25 protein-coding genes and 1 pseudogene are annotated in these 25,685 nt (G+C 40.9%); 12 read left to right on the top strand and 14 right to left on the bottom strand.

Annotated elements, in window-relative coordinates:
- Positions 1 to 11: 11 nt before the first annotated feature.
- Positions 12 to 311: a DUF406 family protein gene (locus F0249_RS00535; protein ID WP_017052983.1), complete on the bottom strand. Its 300-nt coding sequence runs from the start codon at positions 309 to 311 to the stop codon at positions 12 to 14.
- Between the two features lie 598 nt (positions 312 to 909).
- Between F0249_RS00535 and F0249_RS00530 the strand changes: the two genes are divergently transcribed.
- Positions 910 to 1,371, top strand: coding sequence for a TetR/AcrR family transcriptional regulator (locus tag F0249_RS00530; RefSeq protein WP_017052982.1), 462 nt, complete (start codon positions 910 to 912; stop codon positions 1,369 to 1,371).
- A 208-nt stretch (positions 1,372 to 1,579) separates the two neighbouring features.
- Positions 1,580 to 2,116 carry an ATP:cob(I)alamin adenosyltransferase gene (locus tag F0249_RS00525; protein ID WP_113798409.1) on the top strand — a complete coding sequence of 179 codons (537 nt, stop codon included), beginning with the start codon at positions 1,580 to 1,582 and terminating at the stop codon, positions 2,114 to 2,116.
- A 46-nt stretch (positions 2,117 to 2,162) separates the two neighbouring features.
- Here F0249_RS00525 and F0249_RS00520 read toward each other — a convergent pair whose 3' ends face one another.
- Positions 2,163 to 3,077 carry a chemotaxis protein gene (locus F0249_RS00520; protein ID WP_017052980.1) on the bottom strand — a complete coding sequence of 305 codons (915 nt, stop codon included), beginning with the start codon at positions 3,075 to 3,077 and terminating at the stop codon, positions 2,163 to 2,165.
- Between the two features lie 179 nt (positions 3,078 to 3,256).
- Here F0249_RS00520 and ppiC point away from each other — a divergent pair, with 179 nt between their 5' ends.
- Together ppiC and F0249_RS00510 are read left to right on the top strand one after the other, a co-directional pair.
- Entirely contained in the window at positions 3,257 to 3,535 is a 279-nt protein-coding gene (gene ppiC, locus F0249_RS00515; protein WP_017052979.1) for a peptidylprolyl isomerase PpiC, read from the top strand.
- Between the two features lie 498 nt (positions 3,536 to 4,033).
- Positions 4,034 to 5,401: an alpha-amylase family protein gene (locus F0249_RS00510; RefSeq protein ID WP_171755507.1), complete on the top strand. Its 1,368-nt coding sequence runs from the start codon at positions 4,034 to 4,036 to the stop codon at positions 5,399 to 5,401.
- Positions 5,402 to 5,482: 81 nt separating this feature from the next.
- Here F0249_RS00510 and F0249_RS00505 read toward each other — a convergent pair whose 3' ends face one another.
- The 5 genes and pseudogenes from F0249_RS00505 to F0249_RS00485 all read right to left on the bottom strand — a co-directional run bounded on the left by F0249_RS00505 (position 5,483) and on the right by F0249_RS00485 (position 12,657).
- Positions 5,483 to 7,351, bottom strand: coding sequence for a methyl-accepting chemotaxis protein (locus F0249_RS00505; RefSeq protein ID WP_113798405.1), 1,869 nt, complete (start codon positions 7,349 to 7,351; stop codon positions 5,483 to 5,485).
- Between the two features lie 188 nt (positions 7,352 to 7,539).
- Entirely contained in the window at positions 7,540 to 9,411 is a 1,872-nt protein-coding gene (locus F0249_RS00500; RefSeq protein ID WP_171755506.1) for a methyl-accepting chemotaxis protein, read from the bottom strand.
- Positions 9,412 to 9,838: 427 nt separating this feature from the next.
- Positions 9,839 to 11,209 (bottom strand): YjiH family protein, encoded by a 1,371-nt coding sequence (locus F0249_RS00495; protein ID WP_017052975.1) that lies wholly within the window; start codon positions 11,207 to 11,209, stop codon positions 9,839 to 9,841.
- Between the two features lie 252 nt (positions 11,210 to 11,461).
- Positions 11,462 to 12,103 (bottom strand): annotated as a pseudogene (locus F0249_RS00490) (YoaK family protein); the annotation flags it as partial.
- Positions 12,104 to 12,249: 146 nt separating this feature from the next.
- Positions 12,250 to 12,657 (bottom strand): GFA family protein, encoded by a 408-nt coding sequence (locus F0249_RS00485; protein WP_171755505.1) that lies wholly within the window; start codon positions 12,655 to 12,657, stop codon positions 12,250 to 12,252.
- 101 nt (positions 12,658 to 12,758) lie between these two features.
- Between F0249_RS00485 and F0249_RS00480 the strand changes: the two genes are divergently transcribed.
- The 3 genes from F0249_RS00480 (at position 12,759) to F0249_RS00470 (ending at position 15,307) form a co-directional block, all read left to right on the top strand.
- Entirely contained in the window at positions 12,759 to 13,388 is a 630-nt protein-coding gene (locus F0249_RS00480; RefSeq protein WP_017052972.1) for a hypothetical protein, read from the top strand.
- Positions 13,389 to 13,520: 132 nt separating this feature from the next.
- Positions 13,521 to 13,820 carry an isoamylase early set domain-containing protein gene (locus tag F0249_RS00475; protein ID WP_017052971.1) on the top strand — a complete coding sequence of 100 codons (300 nt, stop codon included), beginning with the start codon at positions 13,521 to 13,523 and terminating at the stop codon, positions 13,818 to 13,820.
- Positions 13,821 to 13,978: 158 nt separating this feature from the next.
- A complete protein-coding gene (locus F0249_RS00470) occupies positions 13,979 to 15,307 on the top strand; it encodes a peptidoglycan DD-metalloendopeptidase family protein (RefSeq protein WP_017052970.1) in 1,329 nt (442 codons plus the stop codon).
- A 108-nt stretch (positions 15,308 to 15,415) separates the two neighbouring features.
- Here F0249_RS00470 and F0249_RS00465 read toward each other — a convergent pair whose 3' ends face one another.
- Positions 15,416 to 17,245, bottom strand: coding sequence for a bifunctional diguanylate cyclase/phosphodiesterase (locus F0249_RS00465; protein ID WP_171755504.1), 1,830 nt, complete (start codon positions 17,243 to 17,245; stop codon positions 15,416 to 15,418).
- A 325-nt stretch (positions 17,246 to 17,570) separates the two neighbouring features.
- Between F0249_RS00465 and F0249_RS00460 the strand changes: the two genes are divergently transcribed.
- Together F0249_RS00460 and F0249_RS20310 are read left to right on the top strand one after the other, a co-directional pair.
- Positions 17,571 to 17,924 carry a hypothetical protein gene (locus F0249_RS00460; protein ID WP_171755503.1) on the top strand — a complete coding sequence of 118 codons (354 nt, stop codon included), beginning with the start codon at positions 17,571 to 17,573 and terminating at the stop codon, positions 17,922 to 17,924.
- Between the two features lie 184 nt (positions 17,925 to 18,108).
- Positions 18,109 to 18,243, top strand: a complete 135-nt coding sequence (locus F0249_RS20310) for a hypothetical protein (protein WP_017052967.1) — start codon at positions 18,109 to 18,111, stop codon at positions 18,241 to 18,243.
- A 119-nt stretch (positions 18,244 to 18,362) separates the two neighbouring features.
- On the opposite strand, the gene F0249_RS00455 is transcribed toward F0249_RS20310, so the two are convergent.
- Positions 18,363 to 18,980, bottom strand: coding sequence for a glutaredoxin (locus F0249_RS00455; protein WP_171755502.1), 618 nt, complete (start codon positions 18,978 to 18,980; stop codon positions 18,363 to 18,365).
- Positions 18,981 to 19,043: 63 nt separating this feature from the next.
- Positions 19,044 to 19,943: a DMT family transporter gene (locus F0249_RS00450; RefSeq protein ID WP_171755501.1), complete on the bottom strand. Its 900-nt coding sequence runs from the start codon at positions 19,941 to 19,943 to the stop codon at positions 19,044 to 19,046.
- Positions 19,944 to 20,198: 255 nt separating this feature from the next.
- Here F0249_RS00450 and F0249_RS00445 point away from each other — a divergent pair, with 255 nt between their 5' ends.
- Positions 20,199 to 21,197, top strand: coding sequence for a succinylglutamate desuccinylase/aspartoacylase family protein (locus F0249_RS00445; RefSeq protein ID WP_113798394.1), 999 nt, complete (start codon positions 20,199 to 20,201; stop codon positions 21,195 to 21,197).
- A gap of 102 nt (positions 21,198 to 21,299) precedes the next feature.
- Here the strand turns inward: F0249_RS00445 and F0249_RS00440 are convergent, their stop codons facing one another.
- Positions 21,300 to 21,839: a protein disulfide oxidoreductase gene (locus F0249_RS00440; RefSeq protein WP_171755500.1), complete on the bottom strand. Its 540-nt coding sequence runs from the start codon at positions 21,837 to 21,839 to the stop codon at positions 21,300 to 21,302.
- Positions 21,840 to 22,110: 271 nt separating this feature from the next.
- Between F0249_RS00440 and F0249_RS00435 the strand changes: the two genes are divergently transcribed.
- A complete protein-coding gene (locus F0249_RS00435; RefSeq protein WP_171755499.1) occupies positions 22,111 to 22,725 on the top strand; it encodes a fumarylacetoacetate hydrolase family protein in 615 nt (204 codons plus the stop codon).
- Between the two features lie 74 nt (positions 22,726 to 22,799).
- On the opposite strand, the gene F0249_RS00430 is transcribed toward F0249_RS00435, so the two are convergent.
- The 3 genes from F0249_RS00430 to F0249_RS00420 all read right to left on the bottom strand — a co-directional run bounded on the left by F0249_RS00430 (position 22,800) and on the right by F0249_RS00420 (position 24,739).
- Positions 22,800 to 23,117 carry an AzlD domain-containing protein gene (locus tag F0249_RS00430; protein WP_171755498.1) on the bottom strand — a complete coding sequence of 106 codons (318 nt, stop codon included), beginning with the start codon at positions 23,115 to 23,117 and terminating at the stop codon, positions 22,800 to 22,802.
- The gene (locus F0249_RS00425; protein WP_113798756.1) at positions 23,111 to 23,818 is read right to left on the bottom strand and encodes an AzlC family ABC transporter permease; all 708 of its coding nucleotides are present in this window, start codon (positions 23,816 to 23,818) and stop codon (positions 23,111 to 23,113) included. Before F0249_RS00425 ends, F0249_RS00430 begins: the two co-directional genes overlap by 7 nt.
- An 87-nt stretch (positions 23,819 to 23,905) precedes the next feature.
- On the bottom strand, positions 23,906 to 24,739 hold the full coding sequence (locus F0249_RS00420) for an AraC family ligand binding domain-containing protein (protein WP_171755497.1): 834 nt from the start codon (positions 24,737 to 24,739) through the stop codon (positions 23,906 to 23,908).
- Between the two features lie 230 nt (positions 24,740 to 24,969).
- Here F0249_RS00420 and F0249_RS00415 point away from each other — a divergent pair, with 230 nt between their 5' ends.
- Positions 24,970 to 25,608 carry a LysE family translocator gene (locus F0249_RS00415; protein WP_017052958.1) on the top strand — a complete coding sequence of 213 codons (639 nt, stop codon included), beginning with the start codon at positions 24,970 to 24,972 and terminating at the stop codon, positions 25,606 to 25,608.
- Positions 25,609 to 25,685: the final 77 nt, after the last annotated feature.

Below are 25,685 nucleotides of genomic sequence, written 5' to 3'. Positions count from 1 at the left end.
GGATCTCAGAATTAACGTCTTAAAGAACGAGTCTTTAATTCAAAAATAAGCTTTTCAGCACTTACTTCAAATTTAAAGCGGGCTGTTAGCTCTGTTGACTCATCAGTAGATTTCAAAATGTCATGCTGTACATTTTTGCATACACCTTGGGCTAAACTTAAGTACTTAGCAAACTCAGCGTCCAGTAGTTCTTGGCTAGTTGCGCTAATCATTACTTCAGATACATCATCGCCTTCTTTAATGATAAAACCGATTTCGCCCGCACAGCCACATGCTTCACATACTTCAGTTTCTTTTAGATCAATACTCATAACAAATCCTCTTACAAAATATGAGGCTATTCTAACGAGCAAATGGAGCGACATCTAGAGAAATGAATGATTCTTGTCTATTTAATGAATCGTATGCTATGTTATTTATTAAAGCGGTGGCTTTCTGTACATAGTCGGTTTGTGGTTAATACATGTGTGATCTTAGTCACATTACTGAATGGAGCTATGTCACCTAAAGGTTAGAATGTTAGACAGTTAGTTGCTTCATGAAGGATTTTATAAGATTATCTATGTGCAGAATAGTATTTCTAAAACGAATTAATATTATGGCTTTATATTGTGATCGATAATGTAATTTATTTATATGAAACTTATTGATTACATATTACTCTGTTACGAAGTTTGTTTTAAATGTTAATAATGTTATTGTTAACATCGCAGATAGAAATGTTTTTCTCATATTGATTCTAGGGTTTATTTGTAATACTGCTTAATGTTGTGCTGTTACTTTCTGAAAAGCAGGTAGTAAATTTAAGCTTGCAGTTTATTCTATAAAGAACATAATACGGATAATTACTTTCATGCTGGTTCAGGCAATTGAATTAGATGGATTTACAAAAAAGAAGAGCGTTAAACCATGCCAAAGCGTAGTAAAGAAGATACTGAAATCACAATTCAGAAGATTATGGATGCTGTTATCGACCAGCTATTGAGATTGGGTTATGACAAGATGTCTTACACAACTCTAAGTCAACAGACGGGCGTTTCTCGCACTGGTATTAGCCATCACTTTCCTAAGAAAACTGACTTTACCGCAGCATTAGACGGTCGCATTTTTAAAATGTTTATGGAACATATTGAGTTCGATAAAGATCTTGAAGGCTTTTCAAAAAGCTGGCTTGTTGCTTTGGAAAATGCAGAATTCTTAGCTATTTTACGCTTGCTTTTCCACCATGTAGTTGTATCAGAAAATGCTCATGAATTTGCAGCAAATGGTATTGACCGCTTATACAAACTTGCTGAATCACAATTTGGTTCTGAAAGCTCTAAAGAGCTAGAGTGGCTATTGGGTAAATCTCTGGTTCAAATGAGCAAATAAGCCTGATTACATATTAAAAAAGCCTCATATATTGAGGCTTTTTTTCTATTTAAAGAAAGTTATATTGAAATTAACTTGTTATCAATAAAATGAGTTGTTTGGATACTGGCTAGAAATTGTGAGTGTATGACTTATTTGTGTATGCATATACAATTTAAGTAGTTGGTTATTGTTATTATAGTCATTGAATTTTAAGTGAGTTCTTGAGGTGAAACCTGTAAGCCGTGATTGGGATGAATTCTGTTATCCATTTATTTACGAAGAGAGTCCTGTTTGTGATTTCGAAATAATCGCAGATGAACTGTGCAGTCGTGTTGGTTTTGTGCTCTCTATGGAGCTTGATGATTATTCGCGTGATTTATTGAGCCGGGTTCAACCTAATATCTATCATTTGAATGGTTCTGTCCGTGGAAAACTGGCTATTTCTGTAAATGAGCTGGAAGAGTTGAAAAAAGATTATGTTCAACTGAGAGAAAAATTAGACGGAGGCTTTAAAGGCTTTGTGTTACCAGGTGGTCATCCAATCGCAAGCCAGTTGCACCTTTGCCGATGTCAGGCAAAAAAGATTGTTAGAGCTCTGGTTAAGATCGAGCATACTAGTAGTAAGAGCCCCGATCCTATTCTATTTAAATACGCTAACTTATTGGCGAATACAATGTATGCACTTGCCTCTTACACCAATCAGATTACAAAGTCGCCAGAAGTTGAGTTTGTTAGCCGTAGTTATAGCATGCCAAAAAAATAGCCTTAACAAAGGCTAAGGCTATTTTGTTGAACATTAAATCTAATGATTAGCTTGTCATTGCTGCGGATTCTAAGTTCTTAGCGCCTCGTAACATCGCTTCAATTAGTTCACCAGCATTAAACTTTTCTAACGCTTCATGTGCTCCTACTTGCTGCGCCCTATCGACACAAATTTCGCTAGAAAGGGATGTATGTAATATGCGGTAAGATTGGTTTAGAGAGGGATCATTTTGTACTTCGAAGGCTAGCTCATAGCCGTCTAAACCGGGCATCTCTATATCACTTACGAGAAGTTCAATAGGGGTATTGTTTTCAGCTTGCTCTTTCATGACTTTTAAAGCATCAAGGCCGTTATTACAAATTTTGTATGGAATATTAATACTATCTAAGGCATCGGAAAGCTGCTTGCGGGCAATGGATGAATCGTCTACCAGCAAAATATGCAGCGCTTTTAGTCTTTCTCGTTCAATATCGGTGAGCATTGGAATTCGAGCTGAGTCATACTGTGGGTAGATTTTAGATAGCAATAATTCTACATCTAACAGCTGGACGATGTTGTCTTCAAATCGGGTGATTCCGGTAACAAAGACATTATGTCCAGTTACGGTTGGTGGCGGCTCAATAGATTTCCAATCACACTCTATTATTTTGTCGATAGATCGCACCATAAATGCAACCACAGTTCGCAAACAGTCGGTGACAATTAGGAAGCAATTTTCATACTCTTCTGGCTCTATTGGACGAAAACCAATCGCTGCGGACATATCAATGACAGGCACGGTTAGCTCTCTGATGGTGATAGTACCAATAACATGATGATGAGAGTATGGGATTTTTGTCGTTGGCATATAAGGGACAATTTCTCTTACCTTAAGCGTACCAATGGCAAAGCTTTGCTTTAATGATAGCTTAAACATTAGCATGCCTTGCGATTGGTTAGCCTTACTCTTTGGTCGAGCCATATATATCCACCTACATTAAAATATTCTTATGCAATCTTATCTGATCATAGCTTAACGGCAACTTAAGTCTTAATATTTATGCGTTTTTATTGCGTCTACTCAAATTGGCTAGGTAACGATGAGTGAAGATTTAGAATTGATGAGGTAAAATGGCGTATCGCAACACTTTGAGATTAATTATGGCTAGATCAGCAGCAGCGCTCCACATTTTGGTGAAGCATAAAGAACAAGCAGAAGACATTATCAAACAGTTAAAGAAAGGCGCAAAATTTCAGACGCTTGCAAAAAAATTCTCCACCTGTCCGTCAGGTAAAAAAGGAGGGGATTTAGGGGAATTTCAAAAAGGGCAGATGGTCCCTCAGTTTGATAAAGCCGTATTCACTGGTGAAATCTTAACGCCACTATTGGTAAAAACAAAATTTGGTTGGCATGTTATTAAGGTTTTATACCGAACGTAATTTGATTGAAGTCATCTATAACGAAAACTTAAGAGCATAGAGGTAATTCTATGCTCTTTTTTTTGCCGACGTGTTGTTTGATTGTTTATGTTCCCCCATTTACGACTACAGCTATGAGTGATAAAGATCACAGCTTTTGCTTTGGCTATTAACTGATCCCTAAAATACTTTACGTGGTAGTAAGAGGTCTTCATAAACATCATGAAAAGGAATGGTGTAAGGGCGTTTGTGCGGGTAATTAATTATTCTTTCAATATATCAAAGTGTTATGTCTATTTTTTTTAGAGTGTGCATAGGGGGAAGTGGAAAGCTGAAGCATGAATTATCCAGAATTTCATTCCGTTAACCTTCTACGCCCTAAGGTATCCTCCGGGGTCGCATTGCAAAAGGGGGAGGGAGATTTCATTGCTGATCATATAATCGTTGCATTGTTTGGGCTTGTATTCATTTTTAACCTTGTATGTATAGGTTGAAGCCCAAGAAGATAGGAGAGAAATTATGACGCATTCAGTAGTGCCGAAGCAGAAGAGTAGTGATGTGATTTTACATGCATTCGATTGGACTTATTCAAACATCGCCCTTCAAGCTAGTACCATCCATTCTTTGGGTTACAAATCAGTGTTGGTTTCACCGCCAATGAAATCAGCGAGAACGGCTGAAGGTACGAAATGGTGGCAACGATATCAGCCTCAAGATTACCGAATTATTGACAACCAACTTGGCAATACACATGACTTTAAGGCGATGGTTGATGCTTTAAAAGCACAAGGCATACGAACCTATGTAGACGTGGTCTTCAATCACATGGCTAACGAATCTAAGCAGCGATTAGATCTGCAATACCCTAATGCAGCGGATATGGCGGAGTATGAAGAGAGCAATGGACGTGTTGAAGAATTAAAACTATTTGGCGATCTCTCTAAGCCGCTGTTTGATGAAGATGATTTTGTTGAAGCGTTCGGTATTGAGAATTGGAAAGATAAGTGGGAAGTGCAAAATGGTCGTATATCAGGCGGACCACAAGATCCCGGCTTACCGACTTTGCGCGTGAGCGATTATGTTGTAACTCAACAGCAGAATTACCTTAAAGCTTTAAAAGCTATGGGTGTTAAAGGCTTCCGAATTGATGCGGCTAAGCACATGTCAATTGAGCATCTTAAAAGAGTATGGACTGAGGACATAACTAAAGATATTCATATTTTTGGTGAAATAATTACAGATGGTGGTGCGACTGAAGAAGAGTACGAGATTTTCTTAAAACCTTATTTAGAAGAGACTCGTTTAGGGGCGTATGATTTCCCTCTTTTTAAAACCATTCATGATGCGTTTGCTCCGAAAGGCAGTTTGAAAGCTTTGATTGACCCATACTGCTTTGGCCAGGCGTTGTCACACCGTCGAGCGATAACGTTTACGGTTACTCATGATATTCCAAACAACGATGTCTTCCTTGATTTGGTGATGGATGAAGCAAGTGAACACTTGGCTTATGCATACATTTTAGGTCGTGATGGGGGCGTCCCACTTGTCTACACAGATTTAGATACTAGTGGTATCGTAAATTCAGAAGGAAAACCACGTTGGCAGGATGCTTGGCGCTCAGAAGCAATGATGAATATGATCGGGTTTCATAACCAGGTTCATGGTGAAAAAATGTCAGTGATCGAAGCAAATGACGACATGATTGTATTTTCTAGAGGGAAGAAAGGCCTGGTGGTGATCAATAAGTCGGTTCGAAGCCAAAGTTTGCTTGTTCCTTGGGGCGCTGATGTGACCGATTTAATGACTCGTGAAACATTAGAGAATATTGGAGGAAAGTTAAGCTTCGATATTCCAGCAAAATCCTGCATGATGCTAGTTAATAGTTAATAGTTAATAGTTAATAGTTAATAGTTAATAAAAAACGAGGCATTAAGCCTCGTTTTTGTGTATCTAACCAGCTAGCTTTACTTAAACAATGAACTTATTAAGAAGCTCGTCTTGCTGTCTTACATTGCTGATTTGTACTTGCATTGCGGCATTTGCTCCTTCTGCTGCATCTGCCACTAGAGTGGATAAATCCTTAATTTTCACGGTATTGTTGTTTATCTCTTCCGCAACTAAGCTCTGTTCTTCTGCCGCAGAGGCTATCTGGATATTCATGTCTGAAATCTGCTCGATTGCACCACGAATTCGCTCAAGAGAACCATTGGCTTGCTGTGCCTTCTCTACCGCTTCAATGGCTGTATTTTTACTTTGATTCATCGCGTTAGACACTGAACTTGCCCCTGCTTGAAGTTGTTCAATCATACTGCGAATTTCAGTGGTGGATTGTTGAGTTCGCTGAGCAAGAGTTCTCACTTCATCTGCTACAACAGCAAATCCACGGCCAGATTCTCCTGCCCGCGCGGCTTCAATGGCAGCGTTAAGTGCAAGTAAGTTTGTCTGGTCAGCAATGTCATTGATTACTTTAAGAATGGTTTCGATGTTATCTGTTGCTGATTCCAATACTTGTACTTCTGAAACGGCTTCATCAATACGAGCCGACAAGTTATCAATTGCGACCGTTGTGTCACCAACAATGGTATTGCCTTCAATGGTTGCTTCATCAGCGTCTTTCGCTGCGGCGGCGGCACCTTGAGCATTGTTTGCGACATCTGATGACGTTGTGGCCATTTCATGCATCGCTGTCGCAAGTTGTTCAAGCTCTTGAAGCTGGTTTTGCATTGCCGATACCGATTGTTCAGCACCGCTTGCTGTCATTTCCGTATTGCTCATTATCTCCTTACCGATCGTTTTAGATTGAGTAATTTGCATCTGCAGCGTTTCGGTGAAGGTGTTAAAACCTTGGGCAAGTTGAGAGAATTCTTGGTCAGTATTGGTATCTAGGCGTTTCGTTAAGTCACCTTGACCGGAAGCAACGTCTTGGATTGCATCATTCAGTACTTCTAATGGTTTCATTAATGATTTGATCAGTATTAGGAGTATTGCAATGCTGAGCACAAGCGCAATTAAAGTGTATAAAATGGAGCTATCACGTAAGTCGTAAACTGCTTGGAAAGCAATACCTTCATCTAAAATTGCTCCGACGTACCAATCTTCGCCGGGTACTTTAGAGAAATCGACAGCAAACGTTTTACCATCAAGATCGACATATTGCGGTGACTCTTTGATGCTCACATTTGGTAAATACTCGCTCATCGGTTTACCATTCATACTGCTTTCAGGGTGAGCAATGGTGGTTCCATTTTCGGATACTAAAAATAGGTAACCGGCATCAAATAGGGTCACTTTATTTACTATTTCTGCAAGTCCAGCCAAGCTTACGTCGTAAAAAATAGACCCGATGAAGTTACCATTCTCACGTACAGGAGTCGCAATAGATACGAGGATCTCATTGGTGGCGGAGTCTGCGTAAGGGGCGGTGATGATCAGTTTATTTGCTTGTTGTGCTGCTTTGTACCATGGGCGAGATCTTGGGTCCCAACTGCTACCAGGATTCCAGGAAGGATCATTATTAATATTGGAACCATCATTTTCAAATCCTAACCCAACAAGGAGAAACGTATCTTTGACTACTGGACGGGTAATCACATCGGAAATGTGCTGAGGTGACAAATCAACTTCAAGCATGCTTGTGGAATAGGCGGCGATCGCTTTACGGTTATTAATTTCGGAAGCTACGGTATTTTTAACGCCATCAATGATTTCTATTACACTTTCGTTCACTTGTGATTGAACTTCAGATTGCATAGTGAAGTATTGTTTTGCGGTTAATAACGATACGGTAACCAATAATAAGATGGATGAAGCGGCAACAATTTTGTGGCTGAATTTCATGTCATGTCCTTCTGAAATTTCATTCTCTATCAGTGTTATAGTTAGAAAACTCAAGAGTAGCCAGAAATAGTTACAACTTTAGTTGAGTTCTTTGATATGAGTAATGATTGGTTGTTGTTTCATATATTATTGTTATAAATACAAAAAGCGAGTGAATGACTCGCTTTTTGTGTGAGTTAGCCAATAAACTAAACGATGAATTTGTTCATGATTGAATCTTGCTCTCGAACATTTTCAGTTTGAACTTGCATCGCAAGATTGGCACCATCTGCGGCTTCTGAAACTTGTGTGGATAGATCTTTGATCTTCACTGTGTTGTTATTGATCTCTTCTGCCACCAAGCTTTGCTCTTCTGCTGCTGATGCTATTTGAATATTCATATCAGAGATTTGGTGAATCGCATCTCTAATCTTATCTAAAGCCCCATTGGCTTGCTGTGAACGCTCAACAGCCTCAAATGCCGTATCTTTACTTTGATTCATGGCATTGGAAACTGAACTAGCACCCGCTTGTAGCTGTTCGATCATACTTTTAATTTCAGTCGTCGATTGTTGAGTTTTTTGCGCTAATGTTCTGACTTCATCTGCGACAACGGCGAAGCCACGTCCGGATTCTCCCGCACGAGCAGCCTCAATTGCAGCGTTGAGTGCAAGTAGGTTGGTTTGATCGGCGATGTCATTAATGACTTTTAGAATTGTTTCAATGTTATCCGTCGCTGATTCCAGAACTTGTACTTCCGATACGGCTTCATCAATACGGCTCGATAAGGCGTCGATAGCAGTAGTCGTGTCTCTGACTACTGATGTCCCTTCCTGAGTTGCTTCACCTGCCACTTTGGCGGCTTCTGCTGCGCCTTGGGCATTATTGGCTACATCTGATGAGGTTGTCGCCATTTCATGCATTGCGGTTGCAAGTTGTTCAAGCTCTTGAAGCTGAGTATTCATCGCTTCTGCTGAGGCTTTCGAACCTGCAACTGTCATTTCAGTACCGCGCATGATCTCTTCACCTATCGCTTTAGATTGAGTGATTTGGCGCTGAAGAGTTTCGGTGAAAGTATTGAAGCCTTGTGCAAGATCTGAAAATTCTTGATCCGTGTTGGTGTCTAGTCTCTTCGTTAGATCACCTTGACCTGACGCAACATCATTAATTGCAGCGTTTAGGGCATCCAATGGGCGCATAAGGAATCGGATAAGTAAGGTCAACGCGATGATACTTAGAATTAAACCGATAATAGTGAACAGAATTGAGCTGTCGCGCATCTCTTTGATTGATGCGAAAGCGATGTCTTGGTCTATGATTGCCCCAACATACCAATTTTCACTTGGGATAGATGTAAAACTTATCATGAAGGTTTTACCATCAATCTCAACGTTTTGAGGTTGCTCAGTCAATGTTGCCTGAGGAAGGTAACTTGATAGTTTTTCACCATTATTTTTAGCATCTGGGTGAGCAATGGTTGTGCCATCGTCTGTTACAAGGAATAGATACCCAGCGTCGAATAAATTGACTTGATTGACCAGAGTTGCAAGGTTTGTTAATTCTAGATCATAGAACATGCCAGCAACAAGTTGGCCATTTTGCTTAACAGGGGTCCCGACTGAAATGATCACGTTTTTACTTGATGCATCAACATAAGGTGCAGTGACAACAAGGTGCCCTTTTGATTTGGCGTCTTTATACCACGGTCTCTGGCGAGGATCGTAATCAGAGCCAGCGTCCCAGTTATCGTCGTTCTCTATTACAAAGCCATTCTTTTCATAGCCATAGCCGATGGCTAAAAAGCTGTTTTTTAACTTTGGTGTTTCAAGAATCGCCTGAACATAGTCGTGATTGTTTGGAGAGATCTCTAGAATTTCGGTTGTGCTCTGGGCTAGAGATTTTTTTGCTTCCATCTCTGATACAACCGTATTTTTGACCCCTGCCACCAGTTCATTGAGGCTGGAGCTAACACTTGACTCAACTTCCGCGCGAACGGTATATAACTGTTTTATTGACAGCAAGGAGACGGTAACGAGTAATAATGCCGATGAGGCCGCTACAACTTTGTGACTAAACTTCATAAAAATCCCTCTTTAAATAAGCCAGTAAGTAATCCGTTATTCTTCTTATTATGTAATTGTATCGGCAAGTATGAATGAAACTTGATTGGATATCGCTATCAATTCCACGAAATAACAGCATGTGTGAGCTACGCCTCTGAATGGAGTACTATTAATATGTGAATTTCGTTCGAATAAGATGTAATTGTTACGATAAATACCTAGTTAACTGAGATATTTATGCGTATATGCAGTTACTTAATTGAAATTTTAGATATGTATATAGCTCGCGAGAACTAGTCTTTATATAATATTTTACGGATACTAGCCATTAGAGGTGTGATTTGGTTTTTTTCGGCCATAAATTTGTTTTTTATAATAAAAAGCCCCGCATTAAGCGAGGCTCTAACTAACTAACTAACTAACTATCTTTCTTGTCATATTTCATTTAAAAGATGAAATGGGCTACACCAGCGATAACAGGAAGAGTTATTAACGTACGCAGGATAAAGATAATGAACAGTTCAAAGATATTGACTGGGATACGGCTACCTAATAGCAGGGCACCAACTTCAGACATATAAATAAGTTGAGTTACTGACATTGCAGCAATGACAAATCGAGTCATTTCGTTGTCGATCGACGCCGCAAGAATCGCGGGAATAAACATATCAGCAAAACCAACGACGATGGTTTCAGATGCCGCAACCGCTTCTGGAATGCCTAACAGCTCTAAGAAGGGAATAAATGGTTGTCCAAGTACAGAGAAAATAGAAGTGTACTCAGCGATAACCAATGCAATCGTACCTAAACCCATCACCACAGGCAGTACGCCGAATACCATATCAGCAGCATTGCGTATGCCTTCACCGAATACAGATTTAACTGAAGTGACTTTACTTGCTTTATTCAATGCTTGCTCTAATCCCCAAGAGAAAGAGGTGTGGCCCGCAGGAATAGCGTCTGCGTCTTTATCTGGTACAGAGCCATCAATGAAAGTGTTCTTTTTCATTGATAATGGAGGCAGTCGAGGAATAATGATTGCAGCCACGAAACCCGCTAAGCAGATTGCCGCATAGAATGGTAAGAAAAGGTGCTCTAAGTTTACTTGAGCGATAACAACTAAGCTAAAAGTAATAGAAACCGCTGAGAATGTGGTACCGACAACCGCCGCTTCACGTTGAGTATAGAATTTGTTTTCGTACTGTTTGCTAGTTAGAAGAATACCAACGCTGCCATCACCTAACCAAGAAGCCATACAGTCGATTGCACTTCGACCTGGAAGGTTAAACACAGGACGCATGATTTTGCTTAGTAGAGTACCGAACAGCTCTAGTAGACCAAAGTTAAGTAAAAGTGGAAGGAGCAAACCAGCAAAAATGAAGACTGAAAATAGAGTAGGTAGCAACCCTTCAAGAACCAACCCGCCAGTGTTCTCTTCCCAGATCGCTTCAGGACCAAACTGGAAAAAAGTCATTAGAACCGCAACACCACCGATCACTCTAACTGCTAGCCATAATAGAGAAGGGTTAAATAGACCGTTTAAAAAGCTATGATTAACAATAAATGATGGTTTAATCAGTTTGGTCAGTACAGAGGCAATAGACATGAAAACGATGATCATCGTTATCATCGGTACTAAGGCGTCACCAAATAGGGCTTGGATTGATTTGGCTAATACTGCAACAGGAATGGTGAGATCCCCATCATAACTAATTGGCGCCATGAAAAGGAACAAACCAATTAGTGAAGGGATGAAGAACATCCAAAAATTACTCTTTTTTACTGGTGCTTCCGTATTTTGCGTATCGTTTATCATCATAATCTCAATTACTACTAGTCAACAAATGCCGAATCCTTGGCATAAATATTCACTAAACATCCGTATTTACTCAATGGAAGAGAGATTACCTAGCTTTGCATAGCATTGCAATACTATGCAGGAATATTGGCTAAATATTCAAGATTAAAGATTGATAGAGTTCGTATTTTGAGCGATTTGTTCTGTTTGTGTTACAAGTGTATTTGTGGTGTTGTTTTTCGATGGTTTTGATGTGAGCTTGTTAACATACAGGAAGATGGAATAGCAAAATGCAATGATGAATGCAAAAGTAGCCGGAAAAGCAAGTGCATATAAATCAAAATGTTTGAATAATGCTGCTCCTAAGGTTCCTCCTGAAACAAAGCCAGCAATAATGAAAAGAAATAGTGTTGCCTTTCTGCGATCAAAAGGACGACCTTTTAATCTCTCTCCGATCATTATCCCAAGGTCAGTGATGAGACCGGTCATATGAGTAGTTCTAATAATCGCGCCACTATAGGTTGTGATCATCGCATTTTGTAGTCCGCAAGCGGCTGAAGCAAAATAGTGCCCTGTTAATGAGCCATTGACCAATACATACAGAGCGGTAAATAGTAGTGCTCCTTCGGTACATAGAGCAATGCCATAACGACGCCCACGTTTTAAAGCGGTACTTTCAATGTAGAAACCACTAATGGCAGCACCAAGCATAAAGCTCAGTACGATAAACAGTAGATGTAGAGTTAGGTCGTTAGCGTTGTAAAGGCTTGAGCCCAAAAGTGTCACAGTACCTGAAAGGTGGGAGATGGATTGATGCTGGAATCCCATTAAGCCAATTGCATTGACGGTACCTGCAAGAGCCGCAAGTAAGAATGCACCATATTCAATCCAGCGAGGAAGTTTTGAAATCACGATGTTGCCCTCTGTATACCAAGGGCTGGATTATAACGAGGCTAAGTAAAGAGACACAAATAAATTGTGCTATTCCATTTGATCTTACTCAAAAGTAAGCGAAGAAAACGATTGGTTTATTCTTGAGCGTTTCAAAAAGATGCATATTACTCAAGATGTTCCATTTGGCAGTCAAATTTTACCCAGCCATGTTTTCTCTCTTCATATACTGAGAAGCTGGGTTCAGGGAAATCTTGTTCTTTAAATAGACCTAATGGAATGACACTTGATTCCGGTAACGCGCTCAAGGTGAGTTGCATTGTCGTGCCGCAATGAGGACAAAATTGATAAGTCACTTTATGGTTACTATTGGCTATTCGCGTGTATTGTGAAGTTTCACCAAGAATTGAAACTTGCTCAGCGGGAAAACGCGCTTGCACACCAAATACGCTGCCTGTTCGCTTTTGACATTCAAAACAATGGCAAATAGAAGTACGAATGGGCTCTCCTGTGCAAATGAGGGTAACATTCCCGCATTCGCACTTTGCGGTTCGTATTTTTTGGCTCATAAACATCCCCTTTCTAACGGACAAATATAAATGTAAGGTTACTTAATGAATCTCAAGGTATTATTCATAGTTTAGCGCATATTATTACCCGTCATTTAGGATCCAAAATGAAGAAACGTATTTTACCCATACCTCTTATTTTACTTATTCCCATCCTCTTGTTGATCATCGTGGTCATTGGTGGTGTCTATCGCTTTAGTTTAAGCGATGAAGAGATCTTGGCGAAATATCCTTCGAGTGCAGTGAGTTTCGATCCTGTTGTTAAGGCTGTTTTTGATCTTAAGTCAGTCAACCCTTGGACGATAGAGGTCCCAGAAACGAGTGCGTTTTCGTTTATTGATGAGCTGGACAGCGAACAATATATTGCCTACGGCCACTATGATTCGGGTCTGGAAAGAGGAACCGTTCGAGTTGATATTGGTAAAGTGTTACCCGTTCCTCAAGTAGACTATGCCGCCTATTTAGCCCCTATGAGCGTGTCCAATCAAGGCTCTGGCGTATTCTATTATCTGGCGTTATTTAAGTTTGATACGCAAAGGAGCCGCGTTGTTTTAGCCGATAGCCTTTATGTAGGGGATCGTATTTCTATCACGAGTTTAACGGCTATCGAAGAGGGTTCTATTGAGCTTCAGTATCTCGATAGAACTGATGATAGCGCGATGGCAGATACTCCAACCGTGGAGAAAAAACAGCGAGTCGTAATTTCGGGGCAACTGAAGATTATCGCGAGCGAATGATCGGTTTGTGTTCGAATAATATGCAACTCAATATTGTTAATGTGAGCCAAATTACATATCATCGTCATTAGAAGTATAGAATTGTGAACTAAAACATAAACGTTGATAAATTTTAAACAAATGGAGCTTGCTATGATTAACAAACGTTTTTTCAAGACTAAAGATGAAGTTGAAGTGACTTTTGAACTTGCTGCCGCTGATGCTCAGTCCGTAGCGATTGTTGCCGATTTCCTTGATTGGGAAGCGACACCAATGAAAAAAGTAGTAAAAACAAAAACGTTCAAATTTAAAACTCGACTGCCGAAAGATAGCCAATTTGAGTTTCGTTATTTGGTAAATGAAAATCAGTGGGTAAATGATGGGCAAGCGGATAGCTATATTCCTAACGAATATGGTGAAGATAATTGCCTTGTATCAACAACACAAGTGTAGATAATTTCTTTTTCTAAGTTCTTGTCGTACTGGGTTTTTAAGCTTTTAAAGGGCACATTGTTGCCCTTTTTAAGTGTAAAGATGACAATGCCATGATGATTTCTGGCTCAGAAAAGCATATTCTCTTTCCTTTATTAGTTTAAGATATTGGTTAGATTGTGCCTTTAAAAATACTTACTTCCCGATTCTCTGAATGGTCACTTTACAAAAAATCGTTGGTTTTTTGTCTCCCTTTAGGTGCTGTTCTTGGGCTTTCCGCCTCTTTCCCTGATCATCAACTGCAACGGACGATCGAGCTGAACTTACCTGAATCTTCATTAGTTAGCTCTTTTTTTACCGAAACTAACACCGCAGCACTTCCGCCTGATTTCGAATATGAAATTCAACCTGGCGATAATCTCAGTAGCATCTTCACTCAGCTTGATTTTACTTATCAAGAGATGATGAAAGTGATGGAGACAGATCTCAACTTCTTGGCATTAGATACCCTTAAGCCAGGGAACCAACTGCGTTTTTGGCGAGATGAATCAACGGGCGCACTAGACAAAATGGAGTTGGTTTTTAATATCGCAGAGAAAGTGGCTTACCAGAGGTTAGACGATGGTAGTTTTGAATATCAAGACATATCCATTCCTGGAGAGTGGAAAGTGATACCGCTAGTCGGAGAGGTTAACGGGAGCTTTTCAGCTTCAGCGAATCAACTGGGGCTGAGCAGTATAGAGATAGATCATGTTGTCGGGCTTTTAAAAGATAAGATCAATTTTTCACGAGACTTACGCGCTGGTGATAAATTTGAAGTTGTGCAGCGTCGTCAATTTGTTGGAGATATCGCAAGTGGCAATCGTGAGATCCAAGCGATCAAAATCTTTAATCGTGGCCGAGTCTTGAGTGCTTATTTACACAAAGATGGTCAATATTACGATAAAAATGGTGATAGTTTACAAAGAGCATTTCAGCGCTATCCGACAAGTCGAAAGTGGCGTTTAAGTTCAAACTTCAATCCCAAACGCCTGCATCCTGTTACTGGTCGAGTTAGCCCTCACAACGGAACGGACTTTGCTACACCTGTTGGGACACCAATATATTCTACTGGTGATGGTCAAGTTATCATGACTCGCAAGCACCCTTATGCTGGTAACTATATTGTTGTTAAACATGGCAGCACATACAAAACGAGATACTTGCACTTAAGCAAAATTTTAGTGCGTAAAGGGCAGAAAGTGTCTCGTGGTCAAAAAATAGGCCTTTCTGGAAAAACCGGACGAGTAACGGGTGCGCATTTGCATTATGAATTGATTGAGCGCGGTCGAGCTGTCGATGCAATGAAAGCGAACATTCCAATGGCAAGTTCTGTGGCAAAGAAAGATATAGCCGAATTTAAAGCGACAACGGATGAGCTTGATAATTTACTGGCAGCTCAAGAAGCAGAGCAGATAAGATCATCAACGCTAGCGAATCACTTATCACAACAGGAAAACGGATCTTAATGCTTTTGATTTAAAGCGGAGTGAATCGGTTGTTTTAAGTCAGCATGAGTATGTATAAAATTGAAGCCGTTAGTATGTAATCAAAGAGATTGCACACTAGCGGCTTTTTTATGCTCGACGTATCTGATTTAAGTTTTTCCACTGCTCAATAATCGTCAGTGGACGCTCTGGGCGGGAGAAATAGTACCCTTGAATTTGGTGGCACCCCATCGAATAGAGTTTATTCAGTGCTTCTAAATGCTCAACCCCTTCAGCGACAAGATCAACGTCTAGGTGCCGAGCAAGTTGAATGATGAGTGACACGACATGTTCAGAGGATTTATTGGTCATCATATTACGGATGAAACTTGCATCAATCTTAATGCAGTCGATAGGGTAGCTATGAATGTAATTGAGACTGGAATAGCCTGTACCAAAATCATCGAGTGCAACCGTAAACCCAGAGTGACGAATATCATTGAGAATCGGTTCAATTCCCCCGCTTTGCGTGAGTAAGACGGTTTCAGTGAGCTCGATAGTGAATTCTGGCGGTGTGAAGTGGTATTTGCGGATGGTGTGAAGTAAATTTGAGAGATACTGGCTGGAATCAGAAAGCTCGTTTGCAGAGCAATTGATCCCGAACTTTACTTTGTATCCTAGGCCTTGCTCTAAAATTTGCTTCGCCTGACAAGCTAACTCAATGATCCTTTGGCCCAATGGCACAATGAGTCCTGACTGTTCCGCCGCTTCAATAAATTCTACCGGCGAGATGGAACCGTATTCGGCACTATCCCAACGACATAACACTTCGAAGTAATTCCATTCTGTCCGGTTGTTGTTAACAATTGGCTGGACCACTACGTAGATCTCGCTGTTTTCCTCAATTGGCTTTTCTAGTTCGTTTCTCATCGCTTCGATGATCTGTGTTTTACGGTGATACTGAGCGCTCAGGTGGGTGTCGTAGCACTGGATATGTGTATCTCGATATTGCTTGCAATCTTTGAGCGCGAGACTTGAATTTAGTATGAGTTGATCGGCACTTACTTGGTTATTTGATGTTCTGGCAATACCGATACTCACACTAAAGTTGATTTGGTGAGCAGAGTCTGTATAGCCTTGGCTGATAGAGCTAATCAATTCTTCACTCATTTCGATAGGTGAATCTGAAAAGGTGATGAAAGCAAATTCGTCACCAGCAATACGAAATACTAGGTTGGGGTCAGGCACGGAACGTAATAAATTCTTCGCGGTGAATTTTATGATTTGGTCTCCGATATAGTTCCCGTACAAATCATTGATTGCTTTGAAATTATCTATATCGACAAAGGCTAATGAAAAGGGTTGGTCTAGTTGTTGAGTCATCAACTCAAGTTTATCTGCTAAGCAACTTCGGTTTAAGAGACCAGTTAGGTTGTCATGAGAGACTTCGTGGCTGAGTTGATTGAATAATTGGTTTGAGCGTTCTGAAAGCCAGCGTTCCCTGAGAGTATGAACAATAATATTGGCGTAAACGTGATGACAATAAAGAAGTTGAGCGGTGTCATCTAATGGTTCCTCAAAGGTTGAAAGTAAAATCCCCATGATCTCACCATTATGTGCTTTTAAAGGTACACCCAAATATGACTCGATACCGCACTCTCGTAGAAAGGCATCTTCTGGGAATAGGTCATACACTTTTTCAGTATACAGGCAGTGGTCATTTGTTGCCTGTCGCACGGTTTCGCAAGGCGTATTTTCTAAGGAGTAGTTGAAGTTATTGATGACTTCGCCACCACAGGCGTAAGCAAGGGTATGGGCAATATTCTCGCTTTTGTTGATTTCCACAATACATGAACAATATGAATTGAAATTTTGGTGCAGTTGCAGTGAGACCTGCTCTAAAAGCTCAACATTATCTAGCATCAATGTTGAGGTGATCTGTTCTATATCGATAGTGTGATTAGCTAATGATCTTTTCATAATGATCACTTACCTTTACCTGAGCCAACTGATAATTATTATTCTTATATGCATGTATATTACTATTGACGATGTTTGCGCAAATTTCAAACTTTTGGACTAACTTTTATTGTGGTTTCCTCCACTAGGTTAGGGGGACAGAGGTTTGGCTTACACTCTTTGTTTTATGTCGTGTAATGAACACTATGCTTTTTATCATCTAAGTTGATGAGAGTAATAGAAAGCAATAGCGAAAGGCATTTAACCAATGTTTTTAAGCGGTGACGTGTTAGAAGCTCACTGATACAATGCGCTCAATTGAGAATCCTATAATCAGGAAAGTGAAATGCAACAGAATGAATTTGAAGTTTTAGTTAAAAACGTATGTGCGCAAGACGATTTACCAAAGGCGCTTGAGGTATTAATTGCTTGTGAAGATGAAGAAATTGCTGAAGCTGCAAAATCGTTAGTGGGTCAATTTGCGTTAGCCGACGTTGAAGGTGAGAAGCGAGTTTATCACGTAACGTTACAAGAAAATGATGCAGGTGAAGAAGAAGAGTTTGTTGAACACGTAATGAATGCGGGAGACGACGTTGTCAAATTTGCGGCTTGGTTTTTTGAATCAATGTTTGAATTGAAGCAAAAAGACACGTATCAAGCCGCAGGTAAAACCTATAAGCAACCTAAGCGCAGCTCATAAGAGAATTAACCTCGAACAGTAAAAGAAAATAGATGAGTCAAATACGACTGATTTTTATTAAACACTCATCATGAAAGTTAATTACAATAAAATGTGATGCAAGTCTTGTTTTTGGTTCTGTTTAATGTAAAATTGCCACATAAAGAAAGTTAATTACAAAACTATATTGATGTGGAGAGATAACATGGGTAACGAATTAGGCGGTGCTTATCTTGGTCAAATGATCGCTCAAGACATGATGCACCAAGCGCTTTATGGCAAGACTAAAGCAAAGAAAACATCTTTCATCAAAAAAATGATGAAGAAGATGTCTAAGTAATTAAGCTTTAGCATATATTTGAAGCCCCAGGCAGTCATGTCTGGGGTTTTTTCATTTTAAGTAATGAAAGAAAATTAACAGTTTGTAATTGATGTCTGTCGAGACTAATTTTCCGATGATTAGCTTGCCGATTGCTTTGCCAAATCGACGACGTTATCTGGTATGGAATCGAGACCATTCTCACCAATCCAAGCTTCAAGGTTGTCTGCGCCACCGATATATTTACCATTCATCCAGATTTGTGGAACCGTTACCGGTGTTTTTTCGCCAATGATGGCTTTTACTTCTGGAATCATGCGGTAAAGTGCGGCGCTCTCTTTGACAACATCATGGTATTGATACTGGATGCCTGCATCGTCCAACATCTGTTTCGCTTTAACACAGTATGGACATGTCGCTTTGCCATAGACAATGTTCCCTTTAAGCGAGTCTCGTGTGGTCCATTCTTTGATTACCGACTGAACCAAAACACCTCGATTCAGAGCTTCCCCTTGACTGACAACTTTACCTTCAACGACAAGAATTGGAGCATGCCAAGCGCCCAGTTTTAAGGGCTCCCACCAGTAAGAAAGCCAATCTTTCACTTCCAACTCTACTGGAACATCCGCTAATTCATTCTCAAAGGTATCTTTCAAAATATCTTTGGTCAAAGTGCATTCGCCACAAGGGATATTGACTTTAAATGGCCCCCAGCTTCCACCCCAGCGGTATAGCGTGATTTTTATTGGGTTTGACATCGGCACTTCCTTTCATGATTCCGTTTAATAATAAGAACTAATGAACGAGCTTTTTATTTCAAATTAAATTTTTATTTTTTGTTTAGATGGCTTTTTTGTTTCCCAATGAGTGATAAAAGCAACAGACGCGATAATGATGAACGCTCCAAGCCACAGTCTTCCAGGTGGAACCCAGCCAAATACCATCCAGCCAGCTAATACATTAAGAGGAAGCTTTGCATGGTCAAAAGGTTGTACAAACGAAGCATCAGCAACTGCATAAGCCTTAACAATTGCCCATTGAGCCAAAGCTGTCATCGTACCAGCAGCAAGTAATACAAGCCAGATTGTCCCACCTGTTGGCATATTAAAATCAGGAAGAGCGAGCAGAATATTGAATGGTGTGATTAAAACAAGAAGATAGACCACCATGGTTGACGGTGAGTCATCGGAAGATAATCGCTTCACCATTAATGAATAGCATGCCCAGAAAAAAGCCGCGCCAACAGGGAGTAATGTCGCCCAGTTAAAGGTATCCCCCCATGGTTCCAAAATAATCATAGCACCGATAAAGCCAGTCAGCGTGGCTCCCCAGCGTGCCGTTCCTACTTTCTCTTTTAGAAATAGACCAGAGCCGATCGTTGCAAACAAAGGGGATGTCATTAGCAATGCGATACCTTGCCAAATGGGTACAGGGTACGCGAGCGCCCACAACCACAGTTGAATCCCAATAACGGAAAGGAAAACACGTAAAAGGTGCATACCAAGGCGGTTGGTTCTGAGAGATTGACGAATTCCTAATGTTCTTAAGTAAGGCAAGATCACGATTAAAGCTATCGCATATTGTACAAGTGCGACAGTTGTGGAAGGGAGACCAAACTTAATACTGGCGACTTGTGCAAGGCTGTTCACAATGGCGAAAGCTAAGCCTGCTGTGAGCATCCAACTTGCCCCTTGGATTGGGTGATGATTTGATTGGGTCATTTAAAAGTGAATTTGTTAAAAGATGTTAGTAAATCATACGTTTTATCGCGGGCTAAGCCAATCATATCCTTTTGATGATGTTGTTAAAAAAATCTGAAGGAAAGAGATATCCCCCAATAAACACGAGGAAAGTGAAAAATATGTAGCGATTGATGATTGCTGTGATTACTCTGGTGTTAAATATATGGTGACAAACTTTGGACAACATGATCTCAGTAAGTATAGAAACCAGCAATCTGTGGGAGAAATGAATAAATGACAACTCAATTTCTTGATGACGTGATACAAGGTCATCGAGTCGTCCAATCATTAGATGTTGGTGATTTACCTTGTGGTGAACACCAACTTTGGTTTCAGGCTTCAACTTGTGGCATTGCTCAGCAACAGTTGCTTCCTGTGAGAGTGTTTAAAGGGACGCAGTCTGGACCTCTATTAATGATCACTGCTGGTATCCATGGCGATGAACTCAATGGCGTTTTGGCCGCTCAGCAAGTGGCACGAAAATTGGTTGGAAAATCTGTTTTTGGGTGTGTGACGATTGTCCCTACGGTCAATTTAACGGGAATGCTGAATCATAGTCGAGATTTTATTACTTCGGCACCAGATGCTTCTTCCGTTAACTTGAATCGTTTTTTTCCGGGTAACCACGACGGTTCAACAGCAGAACGTTTCTTGGCTAATTTATGGGAAAAGCTATTGAAACCCAATGCTACGTTCGCGATTGATCTCCATACTCAAACCAGTGGAGCAATTTACCCATTGTATGCGTTCGCTGATTTTCGATTGCCTACGGCGGTGGAAATGGCGAGATTGATGGATCCTGACTGCATATTAGATGATCCTGGAGACCCGGGCATCTTGGAAACCGTGTGGAACCGTAATGGGATCCCAAGTATCACGGTTGAAGTGGGGATGGGGAAAGTGACCCAACTTGATATGATTCAGCGTGCGGTCGATGGCGTAATCAATGTTTTGAGTCACTATCAAATGATTACCGGCACGGTGAAACCACCAAGCAGAGAATGCGTGGAAGGGAGTAAAATTGTGACAGTCAGAGCGGAAAGCGGAGGGTTTATTATTCCGCAGGTTGCTCTTCTGGATGAGGTAAAACCAGATCAACTATTGGCTATTCAGTATGATGCGTTTGGGCAAGAATCGATGCGATACCTTTCACCATCACACGGTGTCGTGTTGAGTCATAATACTGATGCGATGCGCGAACCGGGTGGGCTAGTGGTGCGGTTGTTATCGTAACTAACTATCTATATTCTGGATAGCTTGCTTTTGGTGTATTTGTTTTTTGGTGAACATGCTTCTGGTAAATATGCTTCTCGTGAACTTGAGCCGGGATTGGCTTTAGCTCATAAAAACTCGAAACCACAGTCCCATCGGTGACAAAACACCGGTGGTAATATTTTTAATTTCGCCATCTCGAATAATCACAACTGTGGGAGTGACTCGTACTCCCCAATTCTGACTCTGTGTGCCAGTGACATCATTTAAAACAGAGAATTGATACTCATTTTCTTGCATGTATTGGCGGATCTGAGCGTCATCTCCAGACGAGAGAGCAACGCTGACGACAGGGTTATCTTGCGAAAAACGTTCGATCGTTGGGCTCACAAGGCTGCATGCGCCACACCAAGTCGCCCAAAAATAAACCACAACGGGTTGATTTTTACTGAGTTCGTTAACATCTAAGATTTCACCATTTAGCCCTGTTCCAACAATGTGCGGAGCCGATCCTGATGGCATGTTGGCACTGTAGTAGTAATCTAATGCGAACGAAAATAGGCTGACAATCAACAGAATAGAGATCAGCTCTTTTGCCCATTTTTTGATTTTCTTGGGTTTCTTATCTGGTTCTGAATCGTGTTTGCTTTTATCTATTTTCATTTTTTCAACGCCATTAAATTCACTTCCATCTATATTGACCTGTATTCTAGCGTTTTTCTTTCATATCGATGTTATTGCCTCGGCATATTTGCGTAGTGTGCTCTCATTCGAGCAGGGCTCTGCACATTCAAAGTTAGGAATTTAAGGGCGGTTTAGTTCAGAATAGTTGAGCTAGAGATCTGATTTTTGATAGAAAAGTCAGCGTGATTCTTATCTCCACCTGGAATGATAGGTTAGACTCTGCGCTCATATTTAAACCAAGGAAAGGGACATGAACGCGGTTCGAGTCGGAGAAAGGGAAATTATACCCACTAAAATAGTGTGCATTGGGCGAAACTATGTCGATCACATAAAAGAGTTAAATAATCCGATACCAGAACAGATGGTCGTGTTCAATAAGCCTAATAACTGCGTAACGTCGACGCTCTCTTCGTTCCATCAAGAGCCATTACATTACGAGGCTGAAATCTGCTTTCTTGTTGAACAGGGACGATTATCAGCGGTAGGAATTGGTCTTGATCTGACCAAGCGTAATTTGCAGTCTTATCTCAAAAACAAAGGTTTACCTTGGGAAAGGGCCAAAGCATTTGATGGCTCGGCGGTGATGAGTCGTTTTATTAGCCTTGATTACATTGATGTGAAAACATTGCAGATCGAACTCTATATTAATTGTGTTCGCGTACAGTGCGGGCAAGTCGAACAGATGCTCTATCCACCACTCGCTATTTTAGCTGAGCTTGAAACCTACACGACACTTTACGATGGCGACATCATCATGAGCGGTACCCCCAAAGGCGTTGGAGAAGTTCATGCTGGAGACGTTTTTCTTGGGCGTTTAAAGAGTGGAGACAAAACGCTGATAGAAATTGAATGGCAAGCAAAGTAAAGCTTTTAGTTGCTTAGTTGCCATTTCATTTAAGTCTACTTGTAATAGATAACGGAACCAGTGCTAAACGAAGACTAGTTTAGTACGAATACGTTAAGCACTAAGAACAGCAGCATGCTCACTATTGTTGTGAGGAGAACATTTTTCGTCTTCCATGCAATAAAAACCGCAATCACAGCGCCCCATAAATAAGGGTTCTGAACGGAAAGGGACAAGGTGCTGTCGGGCATAAATACAATTGGCCCCCAAATCGCAGTCAGAACCGCAGGGCTTGAATAACTGAGCAACTTTTGCGCTTGCGCGTTGAGTCTTAATGGTAATTTGGGCTCTAAAAATAGATACCGGCTAAGAAAGACTAAAGCGGTCATTGCGAAAATAGAGAGGATTACCATGACTGTTCCCCCCAATATTTTTCCGTTAGATAACCGAGCAGCATGCCACCCACACTTGCGAACATGAGACTGCCTTCAATTTCCCAATAAGTGAGGCCAACGGATAGCACGAGTGCACCTAGTACAGAGACTAATATGGGGATGTTCTTGATGGTCGGGATCACGATTGCGATGAACGTTGCGGCAACCGCAAACTCTAACCCGAGTTCATTCAGTGCAGGAATGTAGCTTCCTGCGACAATACCAGCAAAGGTGGCAAGGTTCCAAAACAGATAGAAACTCAACCCTGCGCCAAGGGCATACCAACGGTTAAACTGTTTATCTGTCTGGTGCCCGCATACAGCAAATAGCTCGTCGGTTAATAGAAAACCTAGTGATAACCGCCACCGTAAGGGAAGAGGACTGATTTTACTTCGCATCGACACGCTATAAAGAAAGTGGCGTGAAGTAATGAAGAAGGTGGTCAACAGCATCGTCGTTAACCCTGCTCCCGCCTTAATCATTCCCATTGCGACCAATTGTGCCGAACCAGCAAATAGAATGGCTGACAGCGCTTGCCCTTCTAAAGGGTGTAATCCAATATCAATCGCAAATGATCCTGCTAGTAACCCCCACGGTAAGACGGCAATGCTTAATGGGATCATGGCAACCATGCCCTGTAAAAAAAGTCGAGTGTTAGAATCTGTCATGGTGTCGGTCATTGTCTTTGTATGCATCATTTTTCTTCAATGAGTATTCGGTCTATTTATTTAGCCACTGTTGAAATGATGGTGATTGTATAAAATTGCTCAATAGAGCTTTAGATATTGCCCCGGGGTTATTCCCATGGCTTTTTTAAAGTGTCGATGCAAATGGCTTTGATCGTGAAACCCTGTCTCTTGCGCCGTATCAGATAACGAGTGCCCTTGCCTCATTAGCTTTCTAGCCATGCGTAATCGAGACTGAATTTGATATGCATGGGGAGGCAAACCAAACGTTTTTTGGAATGATCGGACTAAGTGGTATGGGCTAAGGCCACTTAATTGTGAGAGATCACTAAGAGATACATCCGCTTGTGGAAAATCATCGAGAAACTCTTTGATCAGCAAAAGTGGCTTTTGCGCTTTACCTTCATGGTTTATTGAGTGCCTAGACGTGCCATGCTTTCCCATCAATTTGACGAGAGAGGCATAAATCAAGGTTTCTCTTAATAAGCGATTATCTGAGTGTTCGAGAGTGTTGAATACGAGTCTAAATTGGTTGGCTAGTTCTGGATCATAGACGACAGGTTCGGGAAAATATGGAGCACCAGCATGGGCTTGATTCAGCTCTCGGCTAATCTCTTCTAACTGTTGAGGAAGAGGATACATGGCTTTATATGCCCATCCACCTTCTGTTGCTGAGTGGCCACTATGCACCTCATCTGCATTAATTAAGATAATGCTATCTTGTGGTGCAATATGATTGCCTCCAGTTCGATAAAAACTCTGAGCTCCTCTCTCAATGACACCTACCGTGTAACCCTCATGGCTGTGACGAGAGAAGTTTTGTTTCTCGTATTGAGCATCCAAAATTTCCAGCCCACCGAGCTCTTCCGCTACTTGGTAGTGAGCAATCTCTTTTTTGGTTTTCGCCTGAGCCACATGAGTTCCATTTGAGACTTGAATGAGTTTTATCAGTGTAACGCAATTAACAGGAAGAATTTTGTACAAAATTGCGCATGCTATGTTCTTGAACTGTTAAAAATATCGCTGCCTGATGTGCTTGTATTTTAATCTATCGCCGTTTGCTTAATTTGCAGTCTATCAGTCATGGTAATGGTCCTTATGTTGGTATAAAATTCGCCGCTGAATTTATAAGGCAAAATATAATAATGATAGATATTTCAATTCTTCCGGTTTATTTAACCGCTGTCGTTGCGTTGCTACTGCTGCCTGGGCCAGACATGCTTTTGATTGCAAGCTCAAGTATCAGTTACGGCCGTAAAGTGGGCGTTTTTGCAAGTTTGGGAAATGCGACATCGGGGATTATTTTAACCTTACTCGCATCGTTAGGGGTTTCAGCTCTTATCGCAATGAGCCCAATCGCATTGAAAGGTTTAACCCTTCTTGGCGGTGCGTACTTGCTGAAAATGGGGTGGGATAATGTTCGTGCTCAAGCTGATGTTGCTCCTGAACTGGATCAAACATCAAAAATGGCGACGACTTACTATCAGCGTGCTCTTGTCAGTAACTTGCTAAACCCAAAAGCATTACTGTTCTTTGTTATGTTCTTGCCTCAGTTTGTATCAACGAACATTGCCGCTTCTTCTGGTGAGCAAATGCTGGCATTAGGTTTACTGCTAAACGTTCTGGGGTTGTTGTTCAACTTTATTATTGTCGCGTTAGTGGGGACTCTGGGTAAGACGTTGGTGAATAATGTTCAATTTCGCACTTATCAGAACAAATTCATGGGCGCGATTTTTGTCTTCCTCGGCATCTGGTTATTGAGCTCATTCGTGACATCGCTGTAAGTCGTTAGATTCGACATTATTTTCAAGCTTTGAGTGATCATTGGAAAAGAAATGTGAAAGCCAGCATTGGATTGCTG

Source organism: Vibrio sp. 03-59-1, from assembly GCF_013114135.1.
In the GTDB taxonomy this organism is placed as follows: domain Bacteria; phylum Pseudomonadota; class Gammaproteobacteria; order Enterobacterales; family Vibrionaceae; genus Vibrio; species Vibrio cortegadensis.
The sequence above is the reverse complement of the archived record's forward strand: the minus strand, read 5'-3'. Positions and strand labels throughout refer to the sequence as shown.